Source organism: Rhizobium changzhiense, from assembly GCF_013087625.1.
Taxonomy (GTDB): Bacteria; Pseudomonadota; Alphaproteobacteria; order Rhizobiales; family Rhizobiaceae; genus Rhizobium; species Rhizobium sophorae.
Genome location: NZ_JABFCQ010000006.1, coordinates 322531 through 341156, shown reverse-complemented (window position 1 = coordinate 341156; position 18626 = coordinate 322531). Strand labels below are relative to the sequence as shown.

At 63.2% G+C, this 18626-nt stretch carries 10 protein-coding genes; 6 read left to right on the top strand and 4 right to left on the bottom strand.

Annotated features, from left to right (window positions below):
• Positions 1-7: 7 nt before the first annotated feature.
• Together G9X68_RS26910 and G9X68_RS26905 are read right to left on the bottom strand one after the other, a co-directional pair.
• A complete protein-coding gene (locus G9X68_RS26910) occupies positions 8-1300 on the bottom strand; it encodes an MFS transporter (RefSeq protein ID WP_171604969.1) in 1293 nt (430 codons plus the stop codon).
• Positions 1301-1435: 135 nt separating this feature from the next.
• Positions 1436-2635 (bottom strand): multidrug effflux MFS transporter, encoded by a 1200-nt coding sequence (locus G9X68_RS26905; protein ID WP_171604968.1) that lies wholly within the window; start codon positions 2633-2635, stop codon positions 1436-1438.
• Between the two features lie 194 nt (positions 2636-2829).
• Between G9X68_RS26905 and G9X68_RS26900 the strand changes: the two genes are divergently transcribed.
• Positions 2830-3570 carry a TetR/AcrR family transcriptional regulator gene (locus G9X68_RS26900; RefSeq protein ID WP_171604967.1) on the top strand — a complete coding sequence of 247 codons (741 nt, stop codon included), beginning with the start codon at positions 2830-2832 and terminating at the stop codon, positions 3568-3570.
• Between the two features lie 15 nt (positions 3571-3585).
• On the opposite strand, the gene G9X68_RS26895 is transcribed toward G9X68_RS26900, so the two are convergent.
• Complete coding sequence (locus G9X68_RS26895) at positions 3586-4026, bottom strand: response regulator (protein WP_171604966.1); 441 nt, start codon at positions 4024-4026, stop codon at positions 3586-3588.
• Positions 4027-4308: 282 nt separating this feature from the next.
• On the opposite strand from G9X68_RS26895, the gene G9X68_RS26890 reads away from it, so the two are divergent.
• On the top strand, positions 4309-4848 hold the full coding sequence (locus G9X68_RS26890) for a L,D-transpeptidase family protein (RefSeq protein ID WP_244956251.1): 540 nt from the start codon (positions 4309-4311) through the stop codon (positions 4846-4848).
• Between the two features lie 16 nt (positions 4849-4864).
• Here the strand turns inward: G9X68_RS26890 and msrA are convergent, their stop codons facing one another.
• Complete coding sequence (gene msrA / locus G9X68_RS26885; RefSeq protein ID WP_171604964.1) at positions 4865-5569, bottom strand: peptide-methionine (S)-S-oxide reductase MsrA; 705 nt, start codon at positions 5567-5569, stop codon at positions 4865-4867.
• Between the two features lie 198 nt (positions 5570-5767).
• Between msrA and G9X68_RS26880 the strand changes: the two genes are divergently transcribed.
• The 4 genes from G9X68_RS26880 to G9X68_RS26865 all read left to right on the top strand — a co-directional run bounded on the left by G9X68_RS26880 (position 5768) and on the right by G9X68_RS26865 (position 18618).
• Positions 5768-11236, top strand: coding sequence for an alpha-2-macroglobulin family protein (locus tag G9X68_RS26880; protein ID WP_171604963.1), 5469 nt, complete (start codon positions 5768-5770; stop codon positions 11234-11236).
• The gene (gene pbpC, locus G9X68_RS26875; protein ID WP_171604962.1) at positions 11236-13314 is read left to right on the top strand and encodes a penicillin-binding protein 1C; all 2079 of its coding nucleotides are present in this window, start codon (positions 11236-11238) and stop codon (positions 13312-13314) included. Before G9X68_RS26880 ends, pbpC begins: the two co-directional genes overlap by 1 nt.
• A gap of 59 nt (positions 13315-13373) precedes the next feature.
• Complete coding sequence (gene treY / locus G9X68_RS26870; protein WP_171604961.1) at positions 13374-15983, top strand: malto-oligosyltrehalose synthase; 2610 nt, start codon at positions 13374-13376, stop codon at positions 15981-15983.
• A gap of 109 nt (positions 15984-16092) precedes the next feature.
• Complete coding sequence (locus G9X68_RS26865; protein WP_171604960.1) at positions 16093-18618, top strand: heavy metal translocating P-type ATPase; 2526 nt, start codon at positions 16093-16095, stop codon at positions 18616-18618.
• The last annotated feature ends 8 nt before the right edge of the window (positions 18619-18626 follow it).

Here is an 18626-nt window from a genome sequence, read left to right as displayed (position 1 = left end):
GCGCCTCTCAGACCCGGCTTGCCGCCGCCGCATGCTCCCGCTGCGACAGCTGATGCGTGACGACGAAGACCAGCAGGGCGCCGGCAGCAAGGCACGCGGCCAGGAAGAACATCGGCGCGATCGTGCTGCCGCTGGCTTCCTTGATCCAGGGCACAACATTCTGGGCGACAAAACCGCCGAGATTTCCGACCGAATTGATGGCGGCAAGGCCCGCCGCAGCCCCCGCACCTTTGAGGAAACGGGAAGGCAGGCTCCAGAACACCGGCTGAGGCGCGAAGATCCCGGCAGCGGCGACGCAGAGGAAGGCGAATTGCAAAGTGTGGTTCGGGATCAGCGCCGAGAGCAGCAAGCAGGCGGCGCCGATGAAAGCCGGAATGACGATATAGGGCGTCTTCGATTGCGCCTTGTCGGCCAGGGCGGGAACGACATAGAGCGCGACCGCGACCAGCACCCAGGGAATGATGTTGAGGAATCCGTTCACCGTGTTGCTGACGCCGAAGGCCTGGACGATGGTCGGCAGCCAATAGCTGAGACCATAGGCCGAAAGCGGAAAGGCGATATAGCAGAGCGCCATCAGCAAGACACGCGGGTCGATGAGCGCCTTGAAGCCGTTTGAGGCATTCTCGCCCATGCCGGCATTTTCGGAAGTGAGCCTTCGTTCCAGCCACTGCTTCTCCTCGCCATTCAGGAAGCTTGCGTTTTCAGGCCGGCCGGGAAGATAGAAGAAAGTGACAATGCCGGCGATCACAGCCGGAACGCCCGTCGCCAGGAAGACCCACTCCCAGCCGGCAAAGCCGTAGAGACCGTCGAGATCGAGCAGCATACCGCCGAGCGGCGCGCCGACGGCATTGGCGATGGCGCTGAAGATCATGAACAGCCCGACCATCCTGCCGCGATAGGCCGAGGGAAACCAGAGCGTCAGCAGATAGAGGACGCCGGGAAAGAAGCCGGCTTCGCAGACACCGAGCAGGAAGCGCAGGATATAGAACATCGTCGCGTTCTGCGTGAAGGCGAGCGCGACCGTGACGATGCCCCAGGAAACCAGGATGCGCGCGAACCAGACACGGGCGCCGAGCTTATCGAGGAAGAGGTTGCTCGGCACCTCGAAGAGAAAATAGCCGATGAAGAAGAGCGAAGCACCGAGACCATAGGCATATTCGCTCATTCCGAGAGCATCGACCATCTGCAGCTTGGCAAAGCTGACGTTCTGCCGGTCGATATAGGCGATGAGATAAAGGATGCCGAGAAACGGCATCAGCTTCCAGGTGATTTTCGAGATCAGCCGCTTCTCGTCGACCATAAATATGCTCCGGTATGACCATGCTTCGGGATCGGATAAATAGCGCGGCCAGCCGATATTCAATCGGGCGCGGCATTTTCTCGCAGCCGCAACTCTGATGATGTGACCGTACCCGAAGCCGGGTACGGTCATTAATCATTCAGCGGCGGCGACGGCGGCGCGGCGGCCGATCGTTGCTTGGGTCAGCACGAAGGCTGAGAAGGCGCAGAGCGCGATGCCGGCGGCCATCGGAACGGCTGTGCCGTCGAAGAAGACGCTCGATATGACCATGGCGACGGCGGCGATCACGAAATGCAGCGTGCCCATCAGCGACGAGGCGGTGCCGGCGATCTCGCCGTGATCCTCGAGCGCGAGCACCGCGCTCGTCGGGATGACGAGGCCGAGGAAGCCGTAGCCGATGAACAGGAAAGTCGCCAGGACAGGCAGCTGGTTGAAGCCCGCGGCCATCACCACCGCCATGACGACCATGGCAAGGGCAAAAGCGCTGACCGCAATCCGCATGACGCGCACGAGGCCGAAACGCTCGCCGAGCCAGCCCGTCGCCTGCGATACCGCGAAGAAGGACACGGCATTGATCGAGAAGGCGAAACTGTATTGCGTCGGCGTCAGCCCGTAATGCTGGATCAGCACGAAGGGCGAGTTGGCGAGATAGACCAGGAAGCTTGAAATGCCGAGGCCGCCGATGAAGGTCAGCGTCAGGAAATTGCGGTCGGCGAGCAGCAGCCGGTAGGCCGCCATGGCGCTCTTCAGACCGCTGCCGCTGCGTTCGGCCGGTGAACGGGTTTCGTCAAGCTGGGTGGCGAGCAGGACGAGGCCGATGAAGGCGGCGATCGTCACGGCCCAGAATACGCCGCGCCAGCCGTAGAACTCGATGACGGCGCTGCCCGTCAGCGGCGCCAGAATCGGCGAGATCGAGAAGACCAGCATCAGCAGCGACATCAGGCGGGCGGCCTGCACGCCGGTGTGCATATCGCGGACGATGGCGCGCGGAATGACCATGCCGGCGGCGCCGCCGATCCCTTGAACGAAACGGAAGGCAATCAGCGTTTCGATATCGGTCGCCAGCGCGCAGCCGATCGAGGCGACGGCGAAGAGGCCGATGCCGAGATAGAGCGGCAGCTTGCGGCCCCACATATCCGACAGCGGACCATAGACGAGCTGGGCGAGCGCAAAGGAGATGAAGAAGGCGAGAAGGGTGAGCTGGGTGACGTTGTTGTCGGCATGCAGGTCCTGGCCAATAGAGGGCAGCGCAGGCAGATACATGTCGATGGCGAAAGGCCCGATGGCCGACAAAAGGCCGAGAATGAGGGCAATGCGAAAGAAGGAAGCCTTCATAAGGGTGATCTTTCTTAAAAGCGCAGCGGAGGCACCGGATCGTCGCCCCGCCGCATTGCTCTTAGAGCGCCATACGTCCTCTCGGACGCACAAATGATGATTGTCCGCGCGAAGACGAAGTTGGGAGCTCATATCTCCAGCGGCGGAAGCAAGAGTGTCAATAAATTTGGACACAAATGTAAAATTAGACGCCATTGTCTAAGACGTCAAGACGTCTTATCTTCGCTCTCATGAAAGATCGCATGACACCGGCAGTCCGGATGACGGGGCATACGCAGCGCGGACAATGCGCCAAGCGCATGTCGATCCTCGATGCCGCGGCCGACGTATTCTGCCGCCAGGGTTTTGCCGGCGCCAGCATCGACGAGATCGCCGCCGCTGCCTGTGTCTCGCGCCAGACGATCTACAATCACTATCGCGAGAAGGAAACGCTGTTCGTCGCCGTCGTCGAAGACGTCATGAACCGTGCCAACGCCATGCTCTTCTCGGTACTGTCATCGTTCCCGGACAGCGCCGACGATCTGGAAGACGAGCTGACGGCTTTCGCCGTGCGCCTCAACAAGAACTGCATCTGCAACCACGACGGAAAATTTCTGCGTAAGCTGGTGCAGACCGAAGGCGAGCGATATCCCCACCTCTTCGAAAGCTGGCGCCAGCAGGGGCCGGGCAAGCTGATCACCGCCCTTTCTGCACTGTTCGCGCGGCTTGCCTACAAGGGAACGCTCATCATCGACGATTTCGACGTCGCTGCTCGGCAGTTCGTGGCGCTCGGCAATGCCGATCTGCAGATGATGATCCTTCTCGGCGGCACGCCCACCGATGAAGAGCTGGAAAAGGCGGCACGCAACGCCGTCCGTACCTTTCTCAAGGCCTATGGCAGGCCGGCGGCCGAAAAGGCCGGCATGCAGCCGCAACTCGCAGCCATCTCAGGCTGATCGGGCCCCCTCTTATCAGGCAAACACCGTCATCTGTGCGGGGACGACCGCGAACATGCCGACACGGCGCGCGGCAAGATATTTCACCAGCTGTTCGACAACCGAAGGCATGACCGGCTTCTGGATCACGCCGACCGCGCCCTTGACGCCGTCAGCCACCACTTCGGGATTGCCGGTCATGAAGACGACCGCAATGCCGTGCTCCTGCGCCAGCCGTCGGCCGATCTCAGGCCCGGTCGGGCCGTCGGCGAGATTGACGTCGACGAAAGCGATATCGGCAAGCGGCGCCAGTCGCAGCGCCTGTTCGCGATCATTCGCAAGGCCCGCAACCTGCATTCCCATGCCTTCTACCGTCGCCTCGAGATCGAGCGCGATCAGGAATTCATCTTCGACGATCAATACTCTCTGTGTCATGAGATCATCTCGTTGCCAGCGCCGCACGACATTGGTGGCCATGATACGTCCCCTTGTTACGCCTATACTCAGAAAGAGGGATCCGCTCCGCCAGCCTGTCCTCAAGCGAAACTCATGGCGGTAACGGGTAACTCGACGATATGTTCCGCGCTGGAACGCGATTTTCTATATTTAAGGCATTGTTAACGTTGATAAATTCTTAATAACAAAGAGGATGGAGAAAAGGACCGTGCCCGATCGTGCTCAATATCGAGGCTACACCTTATGGCTGAGGGCGCGATAAGACGGTATAACTCTTCCGTTACCTTAAAGACGAGAATCATATTGAGAAACACATTTATCGTTTTGGCCGCCGTTGTCGTCGGCTTGTTCGCTTACACGAAATTGATGGCCAGGGTCGGCTCAGGCTCGCCGCCTCCGGATGCGCCTTTGGAGCAACAAGCTGACCTCATTCGCGTTTATAAATCCGAACGCCGCATGGTCCTTCTCAAAGGCGATACTCCGATCTCGACATACCGGATCTCTCTTGGTCGAGCTGCCGACGAGGGTCCGAAGCAGCGCGAAGGCGACGAGAAAACACCTGAAGGACGCTATGAGATAGACTGGCGAAATCCCAGGTCGATGGCGCATCTCAGCCTGCACATTTCCTATCCAAATCCTGATGACCAGCGTAACGCACAATCCGGTGGTTTCCCTCCCGGCGGCGTTATCATGATCCACGGCCTTCCCAACGGCTGGGGCCTATTCGGAAACGCCCATCATCTGTGGGATTGGACGGATGGGTGTATTGCGGTCACCAACGCCGAGATGCGCGATATCTGGGCGCGCGTCCCCGACCACACACCCATCGACATCATGCCCTGAACCGCTGTCGGCTTCGTCAGCCCTTGGCCTTCAGGACGAGGACCGGCTGGCTGCGGTAGTCGGCAGGAAACAGCGATTTTAGGTTCGCGATTTTCGGCAAGTCGTTATGGACGATATAGGGATAGGTCGGATTGAGCGTCAGGAAATCCTGATGATAGGCTTCGGCGGGATAGAAGCCGGTAGCCTCGGACACCTTAGTGACGATCGGCTGCGGGAAGACATGCGACTTGTCGAGCTGATCGATATAACTCTCGGCGACCTTGCGCTGCTCGGGATCGGCAACGAACAGTGCCGAACGGTATTGCGTTCCCCGGTCCGGCCCCTGAAAATTCAGCTGCGTCGGGTTGTGCGCCACAGAGAAGAAGATCTGCAGCAACTTCCCGTAGGTCACCTGTTTCGGATCGAACTTCACCTGGACGGCTTCGGCATGGCCTGTCGAGCCGGTGCTGACGGTTTCGTACTGCGCCGTTTTGGCATCGCCGCCGGCATAGCCGGAGACGGCGCTCTTAACGCCCTTCACGTGCTGAAAGACGCCCTGGACGCCCCAGAAACAGCCGCCGGCGAAAATGGCCGTTTCGGTGCCTGACCCGGCCGCCTGGTCAACGGCTGGCGGCGGGATGACGACCGCATCCTCGGCCGCGGCTGCGCCACACGCACTGAGCGAGACGACGGCGGCGGCAAGGAATGCGGCAAGGCGCCTGGGATGGGAAGACAGGGACATTGCGCTACCTCCTGCGACTGCTCAAATCCTTGCTCATCCTTGCAAAAGCCGCAAATCACAAGGCGGTCACTCACGCCGATGTGACAGCCAGGCGAAAGCGCCTGTGCGAAGTTGAAACAGCACTCAACTTGAGTTGACAATCTCGCGAGGAGTGAGGAGAGTGCCGCCGGTCAGAGCCTGCATTTCCGGGGGGAACCTATGTCCGTGCGCTCGTTCTTTGCTTTCGCGACAATCGCATTTTTTTCCACGATCGCTGTCAGCTTTCCCGCCGCCGCTGCGGAGACCAAGCGCGACATCCAGACGATCAAGGACGCCGATTTCTTCGGTTTCGATCTTCGCACCGAGCAGAACGTCTCGCTCGATCAGTGCAAGACCTCCTGCATCGGCGACAAGAGCTGCAAGGCCTTCACCTACAATCCCAAGGTGAAATGGTGTTTCCTGAAATCCGATTTCAAGACGATGAACGCCTTCCCCGGCGCCATCGCCGGCAAGATTGTCGAAACGGCCGGCCAGCAGGAGCCGGATATCGGCGCCGCGCCGCGCCTGACCTTCCTGAGCAACGACCTCATCCAGCAGGCCCACGACTTCAAGGACAATCTTGCCCTTGCCGACAGCCAGCAGGGCCAGGGCGTCGACAGCCTGACGGCCAACGCCCGCCTCGACATGACCGCCAACAACCTGACCGACGCGCTGATAGCCTTCCACGGCGCGCTGTCGATCACGCCCGGCGATGCTGATCTCTGGCTCGAAACCGCCCGGGCCGCAATTTCCTTCGGCAGCACGGAAAGCAGCGTCACCGGCCAGGCCGTGGTCGACGCGCTGAACGGCTATGAGCTGACGCGCACCAAGGCCAAGCGCGCCGAAGCGCTGGGCGTCCTCGCCACCGCTCTGGAGCGAAACGCCAATTACCGCCCGGCACTCGATGCCTATAAGGCGAGCCTGGCGCTCGTTGCCGCCGACGATGTGCAGGCTGCCTACCTGCAGCTGAAATCGACGCAGGGCTTCCGCGTTACCGAACACACGGTCGATGCCGATAGCGCCACGCCGCGGGCCTGCGTCACCTTCTCCGAGGCGCTGGTCAAGACCACCGACTACACGCCCTTCGTGACGCTGAACGGGGCAGCCCCCAAGGCGCTGGAAACCAAGGACAAGCAGATCTGCGTCGAGGGGCTGACGCATGGCGAGACCTACAAGATCGCTTTCCGCACCGGCCTGCCGTCCTCCGTCGACGAGGCGCTCGAAGCCCCCGTCAGCATCGACGTCTATATCAAAGACCGCAGCCAGATGGTGCGCTTCACCGGCGACAGCTTCGTGCTGCCCTCGACGGCGCGCCGCGGCATCCCGATCGTTTCGGTCAACATAACCTCGGCCAACCTCAAGCTCTATCGCATCGGCGATCGTGCCATCGCGCCACTTCTGACCAATTCGCAATTCCTGACGCAGCTCGACGGCTATAGCGCCCGGAACATTCAGGACCAGAACGGCGAACTCGTCTGGCAGGGCTCGATCGACATCGCCAACGAGCTCAACAAGGACATCGTCACCAGCTTCCCGGTCGACGAGGCGCTGCCCGAGCGCAAGCCCGGCATCTATGTGATGACCGCAACGGCGGCAAACGGCCCGGCGCAGGAGTGGGATTCGCAGGCGACGCAGTGGTTCCTGGTCTCCGATATCGGCGTCACCACCTATGCCGGCACCGACGGGCTCAACGTCTTCACCCGTTCGCTCGCCTCGGCCAAGCCGATATCAGGCGTCGAGCTCCAGCTGCTCGCCAAGAACAATGAAGTGCTCGGCACCGCGACGACCGACGAAAATGGCCGCGCCACCTTCACCGCCGGCCTGATCCGCGGCACGGCGGCGCTGACGCCTGCCGTCATTGCCGCCCGGAACGGCACCTCGGACTATGTCTTCCTCGACATGACGCGGGCCGGCTTCGATCTCTCCGACCGCGGCGTCACCGGCCGCGCCGCACCCGGCGCGATCGACGTCTTGACCTTCACCGAACGCGGTATCTACCGCGCTGGCGAAACCGTGCATGCCCAGGCGCTTGCCCGCGACACCGACGGCACCGCCATCGAGAACCTGCCGCTCACCTTCATCTTCAGCCGCCCGGATGGCGTCGAAGACCGGCGGATCGTCAGCCAAACCAGCAATCTCGGCGGTTATACGGTCGATTTCCCGACCCAGGCAAACGCCATGCGCGGCACCTGGACGATGAACATCTATACCGATCCCAAGGGCAGCGCGATCGCCAGCAAGAGTTTCCTCGTCGACGATTTCGTGCCCGATCGCACCGACATGGAGATCAAGACCGAAGCCAAGGAAGTCGGTCCGGACACGCCGGCGCTGATCACCGTTTCTGGTAAATATCTCTATGGCGCCCCGGCCGCCGGCCTGACACTCGAAGGCGATGTCGTCGTCAAGCCGACGCGCGAGAGTGCGGCCTATAAGGGCTTCTTGTTCGGGCTTGCCGACGAGGAGGCGAGCGAGGATTCGCGCCAGCCGATCGACGGCCTGCCGGAACTCGACGAGAATGGCGAAGCCTCGACCGACCTGACCATCAGCGAACTGCCGGCAACGACGCAACTGCTGAACGCCACCGTCTATATGCGCATGCAGGAGGCGGGCGGCCGCGCCATCGAGCGCTCGCTGGTGCTTCCGGTGAAGACCGAGCGGGCTTCGATCGGCATCAAGCCGGAATTTTCCGACGACCTGCCGGAGAACTCGATCGCCAACTTCACGGTGATCGGCGTCAAGGCCGATGGACAGAAGCAGGAGGCGAAGGGCCTGCGCTGGAAATTCTATAGCCTCAACCGCGAATACCAATGGTATCGCGAGGGAACGGCATGGAAATACGAGCCGGTCTACACCGCCGAGCAGGTCGCCAACGGCAGCGTCGATGCGACGATGGACGGCGGCAAGATCTCCGTGCCGGTGAAATGGGGCCGCTATCGCCTCGAAGTGGAGAGCCCCGATGCCGACGGCCCGACCTCCAGCGTCGAATTCGACGCCGGCTGGTTCGTGAGCTCGACCTCGACCGAAACACCGGACGGGCTGGAAATCGCCCTCGACAAGGACAGCTACAAGATCGGCGATACCGCCAAGCTGAAAGTCACCTCGCGCTACGGCGGCGAGCTCATGGTCACGGCCGGAACCGAAAAGCTGGTGGCCGTGCAGAATGCTGCGATCGGCGAGACCGGCGGCGAGGTCGATATCCCCGTTACCGCGGACTGGGGCGCCGGCGCTTATGTCACCGCCACGCTCTTCCGTCCCGGCGATGCCCAGGACAGCCACATGCCGATGCGCTCGATCGGCATCAAATGGCTGAAGGTCGATCCCGAACAGCGCGCCCTGCAGGTCAAGCTCGACACGCCGGAAAAGATGTTGCCGCGCGGACCGCTCGATATCGGCCTGCAGGTGGCCGGCGCCGGCGCCAACGAGGATGCCTATGTCACGGTCGCCGCCGTCGATGTCGGCATTCTCAACCTGACGCGCTACGAACCGCCGAACCCGGAGGACTGGTATTTCGGCCAGCGCCAGCTCGGCCTTGAAATCCGCGACCTCTATGGCCGCCTGATCGACGGCTCGCTGGGTGCAACCGGCAAGCTTAGGACCGGTGGCGACGGCGGCGCCGTGGCGCTGCAGGCAAGCCCGCCGACGCAGAAACTCGTCGCCTTCTTCTCCGGCCCGGTGAAGCTCGACGCCGAAGGCAAGGCCCATGTCTCCTTCGACATTCCGCAATTCAACGGTACGGCGCGTGTCATGGCGGTCGCCTGGACGAAGACGGGTGTCGGCCACGGCGTCAAGGACGTCATTATCCGCGATCCCGTCGTCGTGATCGCGAGCCTGCCGAAATTCCTCGCCCCCGGCGACAAGGCCAATCTGCGCCTCGACATCGCCAATACCGATGCGCCGGCCGGCGATTACAAGCTGCAGCTGACCGGCAACGACGCGGTCGGCATCGAACAAGCCGCCGCCGCGCAGACGATCCGTCTCGAAGCCGGGGCGAAATCCGAGCTGACGCTGTCGCTTATCGGCAAGCAGCCGGGCGCCGGCAGCGTCTCGATCAACCTCTCCGACGCTTCCGGTCTTTCGCTCGACCAGACCGTCGACGTGCCGGTGCGCCCGGCATCCTTGCCGATTACCGAACGGCGGGTGCTGGCGCTGAAGCCCGGGGCAAAGCTCACCGTCGACAAGAACCTGCTCGCCGACAGCGTGCTGCCCGGCGCCTCGATCAGCGTCAACGTCACGCGTTCGGCCGCCTTCGACATTCCAGCCTTGCTGATGACGCTCGACCGCTATCCCCTCGGCTGCGCCGAGCAGACCACCAGCCGGGCGCTGCCGCTGCTCTACCTCGCCGAAGTGGCGAAGCAGGCCGGCATCGAAAATGACGATGACGTGCAGAAGCGCGTGCAGGACGCGATCTATCGCGTGCTTTCCTATCAGGCCTCGGCCGGCAGCTTCGGTCTCTGGGGACCGGATTCGGGCGACGTCTGGCTCGATTCCTACGTCACCGATTTCCTGACGCGGGCCCGCGAAATGAAATACGACGTGCCGGAAAGGGCTTTCGTGCAGGCGCTCGAAAACCTGCAGAACACGCTGTCCTACACCACCGACATCAAGGGCCAGGGCGACCAGATCGCCTATGCCATTTACGTCCTTGCCCGCAACAAGAAGGCGGCGATCAGCGATCTGCGTTATTATGCCGATACGATGATCAACGACTTCCCGACGCCACTCGCCAAGGCGCATATCGCCGCCGCATTGGCGCTCTACGGCGATGCCCAGCGTTCGAAGAATATCTTCCTCGACGCGCTGCAGATGTCGCAGCAGTCGATGGTCTCGCGCGTGAACCTCTCGCGCACCGATTACGGCACGATCCTGCGCGACGGCGCGGCGATCCTGGCGCTTGCCGCCGAAAGCCGGCCGGTGCCGCCCGTCATCCCTGATCTCGCCAAGGCCGTGGCCAAGGAATGGGAGCGCAGCAAATACAAGAGCACCCAGGAAGAAACCTGGATGCTGCTTGCCGCGCGCGCCATCCAGGGCGGTGACGACAGCTTGAAGGTCGATGTCAACGGCGCCGCACACGCCGGCGCCTATATGGCCCGCATGACCGGCGAGGCGCTCGCCGACCATCCGCTGACGCTGACCAACCAGACGAGTGACGCGGTGTCGGCCGTTGTCACCACCGTTGCCGCCCCCACCGCGCCGCTGCCGGCCGGTGGCGACGGCTTCCTCATCGAGCGCAGCTATTACACGCTCGACGGCGAGCAGGCGAATGTCAGCGAGGCGAAGCAGAACGAACGCTACGTCGTCGTCATCCATGTGCGCGAAACCAATGACTGGCCGTCGCGCATCGTCATCACCGACCTTCTGCCCGCCGGCTTCGAGATCGACAATCCCAATCTCGTCGACAGCGCCCAGATGACGAATTTCGATTGGATCGGCGAGATCTCCGCTGCCCATACCGAATTCCGCTACGACCGCTTCGTCGCCGCCTTCAACCGCGCAGCAGGCGACAATCGCGAATTCAACGTCGCCTATGTCGTGCGCGCGGTTACCCCCGGCACCTACGACCATCCGGCCGCAAATGTCGAGGACATGTACCGGCCGGAGCTTTCGGCCCGCACGGCGACCGGCAAGATGGAGGTCGTGGCAGCGCAATAATGAAGCGGTGGCACAAGTTTGCGATCGGATCCGCGGCCGGCATTGCTTTTGCCGGCGCGGCTCTCTTTGCGCTCGACGCTGCCGACAAGGCCTATCCGCCGCCACTGGACAGGGCGAATGCCGTGTCGGCCCAGGTGCTGGATGCCGATGGGCAATTGTTGCGTGCGTTTGCGACGTCGGAAGGCCGATGGCGGCTGAAGACGGCGGTCCCCGACGTCGATCCGCAATTCCTGCGCATGCTGATCGCCTATGAGGACCAGCGTTTCTATGATCACGGCGGCGTCGACCCCTTAGCGCTCGGTCGAGCTGCCGTGCAATTGGTCAGCAACGGCCGCATCGTCTCCGGCGCCTCGACGCTTTCGATGCAGGTGGCGCGGCTGATCGAGCCGCGCGAAGGACGCTCGCTTTCGGCAAAGCTCCTGCAATTGGTGCGCGCCGTGCAGATCGAGCGGCGGCTGTCGAAAGAAGCGATCCTCGACCTTTATCTGACGCATGCGCCCTATGGCGGCAATCTGGAAGGCGTACGCGCCGCGAGCCTTGCCTATTTCGGCAAGGAACCGAGGCGCCTGACGGTGGCCGAAGCGGCGCTGCTCGTCGCCCTGCCACAATTGCCGGAACGGCGCCGGCCGGACCGCAATCTCAAGGCAGCCGAGGCCGCGCGCAAGCGTGTGCTCGACCGCGTGGCGGTCGCCGAGGCCGTTGGCGACGGCGAAGCGGAGCGAGCTGAAGGCGTTGCAGTCCCATCGCGGCGCATGCAATTGCCCGCACTTGCCGCCCATGTCGCCGAAGCAGCACTTCGCAAGGAGCCGACGGTTCTCAAGCATCAGACGACGCTGAAGAAACAGGTGCAGCAGGGGCTGGAGGCGGTTGCGCGGGCAGCGGCCATGAAGCTCGGGCCGAAGCTTTCGCTCGCCATGATAATGGCGGATGCGCAAACCGGCGCGATCGTCGGCGAGGTCGGCTCGGCCGATTATTTCGACGCCAGCCGCTCCGGCTGGATCGACATGGCGCGCGTCAACCGCTCGCCGGGCTCGACGCTGAAGCCCTTCATCTATGGGCTCGCTTTCGAACAGGGCCTGGTGTCCCAGGAGACGATCATCGAAGACCGGCCCGCCGATTTCTTTGGCTACCGGCCGCGCAATTTCGACATGAGCTATCAGGGCGACGTCACCGTGCGCGAGGCGCTGCAGCTCTCGCTGAACGTGCCGGCCGTCAAGCTGCTCGATGCCGTCGGCCCGTCGCGGCTGATGGTACGCTTCCGCCGCGCCGGGGTACGCCCGGTCCTGCCGCCGAATGAGACGCCGGGGCTTGCGATCGGGCTTGGCGGCGTCGGCATCACCCTGAAGGATCTGGTGCAACTCTATACGGCGCTCGCCAATCGCGGCCAGCCGGTTAGGCTCGGCGACGGCGTCACCGGGGCACCGGGCAAGCTCGACGGCGAACCGCTGCTGGAGCCGGTCGCGGTCTGGAACGTCGCCGATATTCTCTCCGGCGTCATTCCCCCCGCCGGCGCGCCGCAACGCGGCATCGCCTACAAGACCGGCACGAGCTACGGCTATCGCGACGCCTGGTCGGTCGGCTATGACGGACGCTATGTGCTCGGCGTCTGGGTCGGACGGCCTGACAATAGCGCCGTGCCGGGATTGACCGGTTATGGCACCGCCGCGCCCATCCTGTTCGAAGGTTTCGCCAAATCCGGCATTGCGACGACGCCGCTGCCGCGCCCGCCTGCAGGCGCCGTGCGCATCGCCCAATCCGAGCTGCCGATCAGCCAGCGGCGTTTCGCCCTCAATGCCAGCGGCCTGCTCGCCTCCGGGCGGGAGGCCGCGCCGCAGATCATCTATCCGCCCGAGGGTGCGCATGTCGATCTCGGCGCTGGGCAAGGCAAGCTGTCACCGCTGATGCTGAAGCTCCAGGGCGGCCGAGCCCCCTTCCGCTGGCTTGCCAACGGCAAGCCGCTGCCCGATCTCTCCCGCCGGCGCATCCAGCAATGGCTGCCCGATGGCGGCGGCTACTCCAAACTGACCGTCATCGACTCGGCCGGACGCGCCGCAAGCGTCGGCGTTTTCATCGACTGAGGGAACAAAACCCGGCTGCAACCGTTCGGAATAGTCTCCTTTCAACGTCAGACGGCCTCATGACTCTTCCGACAGCGACCTACCGGATACAATTCCGCAACGGCATGACGTTCGATCGCGCCTGCGGCCTCGTCCCCTATCTCAAGACGCTTGGCATCAGCCACCTCTACGCCTCGCCGATCTTCACCGCCGTCAGCGGCTCGACCCATGGCTATGACGTGACAGACGCCAACGAAATCGATCCGGCGCTCGGCGGCCGGGCCGGATTCGAGCGGCTGACGGAAAGCCTTTCCGCCGCAGGCATGGGATTGATCCTCGACGTCGTCCCGAACCACATGGCGGCCTCGCCGGAAAACGGCTGGTGGCGCGACGTACTGGCATTCGGCCGGCAGAGCGCCTATGCCAACCATTTTGACATCGACTGGAGCGAACCGCTGACCCTGCCGCAGCTCGGTCAGAGTTTCGATCGCGCGCTGGCCAATGGCGAGCTGCGCATCGCGCTCGACGAAACACATGGCAATTTCGCGCTCGGTTACTTCGAGACGCTGTTGCCGCTGAACCCCACGAGTTACGGCGCGATCGCAAACCGACTCGACGATCCCGTCGCCACCAGAATGGCGGAGGCTGCGGCCGAGACCTCCGGCGAGGATTTCAACCGCGCGATGCGGGATATGCTCTTCGAAGGCGGCGATCGGGCCATCCTCCAGCAAAAACTCGACGACATCTCGGCCGATCTCGATTTCCTAAGAAGCCTGCATGAAGGACAGCATTGGCGGCTGACCCACTGGAAGGATGCGGCACGGCATCTGAGCTATCGCCGTTTTTTCGAGGTGACCGGCCTGGTCGGCATCCGCGTCGAAGATCCCGCCGTGTTCGCGGATATGCACCGGCTGGTGATCGAGTTGGTGCGCCATGGCAAGGTCCAAGGCCTGCGCATCGATCATGTCGACGGGCTCGCCGAACCCAAGGCCTATCTCGATAGGTTGCGGGAGGCGGCGGGACCAGACACCTATATCATCGTCGAAAAGATCCTCGGACCCGGCGAGGTCCTGCCGGAAAGTTGGCCGGTCGCCGGCACCACGGGATATGAATTCATCGCCGCACTGAGCGAGCTGTTCATCGACACCGGCGGTCTGCGCATATTGGACGGTGCCTATCGCAGCCTCGCGGGCGAGACCGGCAATCTCGAAGAGGGCCGGCGGATTGCCAAGCGGCTGATGGTCGAACGCAATTTCGCTGGCGAGACCGACAGGCTGGTGTCGATCGCGGCAGGCATTTATCCCGAGCTAAAGAGAGACGAGATCGCCACCGCGCTCACCGAATTGCTGATCGCCTTTCCCGTCTACCGCACCTATGGCGACGGCGGCCCGCTTTCCTGGCAGGATGCAGCGGTCCTTGCCGGGACCGCATCGCAAGTCATGCCAAAGCTCGATGATCGGCGGGCATGCGACCATGTGCTGAAGCTTCTCGAAGGCAAGGTCGAAGGTGATGCGGCCCATGAATTCCGTATCCGCTTTCAGCAATTGAGCGGCCCGGTGATGGCGAAGGCGACAGAGGATACGCTGTTTTACCGCTATAACAGGCTGCTTGCCGCAAACGAAGTGGGCGGCGAACCGGGCAAGGCGCCCGGCGGCACGGAGGAATTCCACCGTCGCATGGCCGAGCGGGCGCGGCTGCAGCCGCATGGGCTTTCGGCGAGCGCCACCCACGACACCAAACGCGGCGAGGATGCGCGTGCAAGGCTTTACGCGCTGAGCGAAGGCGCGGATGTCTTTGCACAGGCGGTGGAGCGTTGGCGCGACATGAACCGGCCATGGCTGCAGGAGCTGGCGGATGGCGCAGCCCCGGAGCCGAATGTCGAATGGATGCTCTATCAGGCGCTGGCCGGCATCTGGCCGGAAGATTTCGACAGAGGACGGACGGAAGAACTACGCGAACGCCTCACCGACTACGCGGTCAAGGCCGTGCGCGAGGCGAAACTGCGCGGCGACTGGACGGAACAGAATGCCGCTTACGAGGAGGCGGTGACGACCTATGCCATGGCGCTGGTTTCACCTGAGAATGACGCCTTCCTCGAGGATTTCGAAAGGGTGCTGCAGCCTTTCATCGCGGCGGGTTACCTCAACAGCCTGTCGCAGACGCTGCTCAAGCTGATAGCCCCGGGCATTCCCGATATCTACCAGGGTACGGAGGGCTTCGATTTCAGCCTCGTCGATCCCGACAACCGCCGGCCGGTCGATCATGAACGGCTGACGGCCTGGCTTGATGAAGCCGGACCGATCGCCAAGCTGCAGGCGGCGGCCTTGAAGCAGCGCATCGTCGCGATCGGCCTGCAGCTGCGCCAGCGGCACCCGGACCTCTTTACGAAAGGTGACTATCTGCCGCTGAAGGTCACAGGCAACCGCCGCGACCATGTCCTTGCCTTTGCCCGAGTGCATAAGGGTGATTTCGCCATCGTCGCGGCGCCGCGGCTGATGTTCGGCTGGCTCGACCCGGGCGTGCTCTTTGCCGGCCCGGAATTCTGGGAGGATACGGCAATCGCCGTCCCCTCCCCGCTTCACGGGCTGAAGGCGGATCTGGTGACCGGAAAGACGATCGAGCCCGGAGGCAGCATCTCGGTCGCTGCCCTGCTCGGGAGCCAGCCAGTTGGGCTGATCACCCCGCTCTGAGGCATCCAAGCGTCAAACGCCTCGTCATTCACGAAAATAGTGCTTGACCTTCCAGTTGCTGGAAGGTTCATAAACCTGTCCAGGTGCCGCTCCCGGCGCGGAGAAAGTTATGGATATCAAGCACGAACACGATCACCATCACAGCCACGCCCATGGCGACGATCATTGCCATTGCGGCGATGACCAGGAGAAAACTGCCGACGCCATGATCCGTGATCCCATCTGCGGCATGACCGTCGATCCGCAGGCTGGCAAGCCGTCACTCGACCATGACGGCCGCATCTATCATTTCTGCTCCGAGGGTTGCCGAACGAAATTTGCGGCTGCCCCTGAGGATTACCTGACGGCGAAGGACCCCGTCTGCGGCATGAGCGTCGATCGCTCGACGGCTAGATATTTCCTGAAAGCCGAGGGTGAGAAATTCTATTTCTGCTCCGCCGCGTGCCAGGCGAAGTTCGAAGCCGACCCCGCAGCCTATCGCGACGGCCGCCGCCCGCCGGCAAAGCCGACACCCAAGGGTACGCTTTATACCTGCCCGATGCATCCTGAAGTCGTCAGCGATCGTCCGGGCGACTGCCCGAAATGCGGTATGGCGCTGGAGCCTATGGGCATTCCGCCTGAGGACGAAGGCCCGAACCCGGAACTCGTCGATTTCGTCAGGCGGCTCTGGGTCAGCGCCATTCTCGCTATACCGCTGCTGGCGCTCGGCATGGGGCCGATGCTCGGCCTGCCGGTCCGCGAAGCGATCGGCGAGCCGCAGGCGACCTTCATCGAACTGCTGCTGGCAACGCCGGTGGTGCTCTGGGCGGCCCTGCCCTTTTTCCGCCGCGCTTGGGCGTCGCTTATCAACCGCAGCCCGAATATGTGGACGCTGATCGGTCTCGGCGTCGGCACCGCCTATCTCTACAGCGTCGTCGCCACGCTTGTACCAGGCATCTTTCCGATGAGCTTCCATGGCCATGGCGCGGCCGTGCCTGTCTATTTCGAGGCCGCAGCCGTCATCGTCGCGCTCGTCTTCGTCGGCCAGGTGCTGGAATTGAAAGCGCGCGAACGCACCGGCTCGGCAATTCGCGCTTTGCTCGACCTTGCGCCGAAGACGGCGCGGCGCATCGATGCCGAGGGTAGCGAGAGCGACGTGCCGGTGGACGATATCCAGACCGGTGACCGGCTGCGCGTGCGCCCCGGCGAGCGGGTGCCGGTGGACGGCTCCGTCCTCGAAGGCCAGTCGACCGTCGACGAGTCGATGATCACTGGTGAACCCCTGCCCCTGGAAAAGTCGAAGGGCGACCCGCTGACCGGCGGCACGATCAACAAGAACGGCACCTTCGTCATGGCCGCCGAGAAAGTCGGCGCCGACATGGTGCTGTCACGCATCGTCGACATGGTCGCCAAGGCGCAACGCTCGCGGGCGCCGATTCAAGGCGCGGTCGATCGGGTGTCGGCCGTCTTCGTGCCGGCGGTGGTCGCCGCCGCCGTGCTCGCCTTCGTCGTCTGGGCCGCGATCGGCCCGGAGCCGCGCATGGCGAATGCACTGCTTGCCGCCGTCGCCGTTCTGATCATCGCCTGCCCCTGCGCACTCGGCCTTGCGACGCCGATGTCGATCATGATCGCCACCGGGCGCGGGGCGCAGGAAGGCGTGCTGATCAAGGACGCCGAAGCGCTGGAGCGTTTTTCCAAGGTCGACACGCTGATCGTCGACAAGACCGGCACGCTGACCGAAGGCAAGCCGAAGCTTACCGATATCGTCGCCTTCAGCGGCGTCGGAGAAGAGCGGTTACTATCGCTGGCGGCAAGCCTGGAGCGCGGCTCCGAACATCCGCTAGCCGAAGCGATCGTTTCCGGCGCCGAGGAGCGCGGTGTTCCCTTCGTCGAGGTCACCGGCTTCGAGGCACAGACCGGCAAGGGCGTTCAGGGCCTCGCTGGCGGCACGACGGTCGCGCTCGGCAATGCGGCGATGCTCGCCGATCTCGGTATCGATCCGGCAGCACTTAGCGAGACGACCGAAGCGTTGCGCGGCGACGGCAAGACGGTGATGTTCGTGGTGTTCGATGGCGCGCTTGCCGGCCTTGTCGCCGTTGCAGACCGGATCAAGCCGACGACGGCTGCCGCCATCAAGGCGCTGCACGACAGCGGGCTGAAGATCATCATGGCGACGGGTGACAATGAGCGCACGGCGCGGGCGGTGGCAAAAAGCCTCGGCATCGACGAGGTGCGCGCCGATCTGCTTCCGGAAGGCAAGAAGGCGCTGATCGACGAGTTGCATGCCAAGGGCGCCATCATCGGTATGGCCGGCGACGGCGTCAACGACGCGCCGGCGCTTGCCGCCGCCGATGTCGGCATCGCCATGGGTACCGGCGCCGACGTCGCAATGGAAAGCGCCGGCATCACCTTGGTGAAGGGCGATCTGAACGGCATCGTCAGGGCGCGGCGGCTGGCGGAGGCGACGATGCGAAACATCCGCCAAAATCTCGGCTTCGCCTTCGGCTATAATGCGCTCGGCGTGCCGGTCGCGGCCGGCATGCTCTATCCGATCTTCGGGCTGCTGCTTTCGCCGATGATCGCCGCGGCGGCAATGAGCCTGTCGTCGGTCTCGGTCATTGCCAATGCGCTGAGACTGCGCTTGGCAAAATTATAGGAGACGGC